Here is a 1,960-nt window from a genome sequence, read left to right as displayed (position 1 = left end):
ACAACCGAAAGCTCGTGAGGGGTCACCGCGACATGACACTACGCCAGCCCGCAGAGACCCCTACGACACGCCGACCTAACAAAGCACTACTAGCAGCCTGGGCTGCTGATCTGCAAATCGCCGACAGATTTATCCAGCCTAACCGCATTCTTGGTTTTGGGAACTGCTACGAACCCGACGCGAATCAACGCAGTTCGAGGCCCGCATCGTTTGTGACACGCCAATGCTTGAAGTAATACCCCTGACCAGCTGGCTCCCAGGTGTTGTTATCAGTAACAATGGCATGAATGTGAGCGAGGTCATTCGCACCCGCAGGGTCCACCTCGCCGACCGCCACCCCTTCGTATTCCTCGCTGCGATCTGGATGCATCTCTGCGGGTATGAAGTCGATCATCGAAAACGGTCCGTTTGCAATGGTTGTGTTAGTTGTAAACACGTATACTCCCCTGCCGCCGCCACTGCTTCCCGAGCCATTCCCCGGTAGCAAGCCATCCGCTCCGGGCCCTTCCTCCGCAAGCAAGAACAAATATCCAGTGGTCGGTGTGCGCATAATGAAGTCGCCGCCCTGTACCCGGCCAAGCGTGATCTGATCACCATCGAAATCTCGGACTTGGTGTCGAATTGGCGTACCTTGAAGGGTCACTCCGTCTCCAGGATTCGAGTCGCAGTATTCCGAAACACCAAAGGGCCTTGAGGACGAATGAATGTGAAATTCCGAGGTATAAATACACTGCGTGCCGGTCTTTACGGCCACCCAAGGCATTTCCTTGGCAGCCGTGCCACCAACGTAACCATGACCCACGTAAGTAATATTCGTTGAAACCGAATTGACCCGAAATACCGCGAGCCGGGGAGTCAATCTCTTTTTGTTGTCCTCATAAGGGACGTAAATTAGATCGGATTGATTGTTTACGGTACCGACGACGTTGTGTTCGAAATCCAAGTCGCCGAAGTGTGGTTCGCCAGGAAGGTCGTCCGGCACATTACTGTGCCATGTTGGTGTTCGCTTCAGGTAGTCCAGTCCATATCTGGTGCTGTTTCCGATAGGCCAGCCATGAATCTTGGTGCGGCTTGAGAAAAACACGTACTGGTCACCCGCATAACTTCCGAATGACACTCCCTGCATTCCTTCGGCCCAGCCGGACGTCTCCACTTCAGTTGATGGAAGATTGAAATAAGTCTTATCGCCCAACGGACTGGTCCAGGTGGCGCTGGCCGCGCCGACAGGTGCCAGACTTGCAAGTAAAATGCCGAGCATGCCAATAGACACAACAGGGACGACTCGGCGGAGGGGTTTAAGCATTAGTTGCCTTTCGATAGCTGCCATGATCGGGTCGTCGCCCCGCTATTCCGCCAGACGACCGATGCGTCGCGTTATCATCCAGTCGATGGCCCCTGCGCACAGGGTGGCGGTAGGTCAGAAACTGACGCCCCCTTTGACTCTCCCCGGAGCGGACCGCCACGCCGGTTTGACCAACGCGGTACATCATGGGCATCAAGTTTGACGGGCGTCAGTGAAGCGCCACGATCATGCGATTATAGCGGTCGCACCAGTAGTCGGCACACCTGCGAGTGCACAGAATACCGCCCAGATCAAGCGATTGCCTAGAGTGACCAGGTCAGGAACTCCGTCTCAACGTGTTGTTCAGAGAGTCGCGGGAATAACTCACGTGAAGCTTACGACTTTGGGGCTTCTTAGGTTCCCGGCGAGTGTCAGGCGCGTCGTGAGGTCGCACCGGTGGCCGACGGATGCCCCTCCTGTGGTCATGGCAATTGATGTTTGGCTCGGGTGGTGCGGGCCTCCAGCAGGCAGAAGGACTTCCGTAAGTTACCGGAGGAGCACGCCGGAGGGGTTGCAGCGGCTGCTTACGATCTTGTGCGCAATAGTTGAGGTCGCGTGATGGGCCGCTCCGGGGCGTTTCACCAGGTGATGGTGCGGTCGGAGACCAGGGCGGCGACG

The 1,960-nt window shown here is 56.4% G+C and carries 1 protein-coding gene; it reads right to left on the bottom strand.

Annotated features, from left to right (window positions below; all coding sequences use genetic code 11):
* Positions 1 to 184 precede the first annotated feature (184 nt).
* Positions 185 to 1,327, bottom strand: a complete 1,143-nt coding sequence (locus tag AB0J67_RS40845; protein WP_363491161.1) for a hypothetical protein — start codon at positions 1,325 to 1,327, stop codon at positions 185 to 187.
* Between the last annotated feature and the right edge of the window lie 633 nt (positions 1,328 to 1,960).

Origin of the sequence: Catellatospora sp. NPDC049609 (assembly GCF_040675365.1) — a bacterium.
Classification (GTDB): Bacteria; Actinomycetota; Actinomycetes; order Mycobacteriales; family Micromonosporaceae; genus Catellatospora.
The sequence above is the reverse complement of the archived record's forward strand: the minus strand, read 5'-3'. Positions and strand labels throughout refer to the sequence as shown.

Excerpts from the sequence above, each read along its gene's own strand:
- AB0J67_RS40845 (WP_363491161.1), bottom strand. The coding sequence starts at position 1,327 with ATGGCAGCTATCGAAAGGCAACTAATGCTTAAACCCCTCCGCCGAGTC.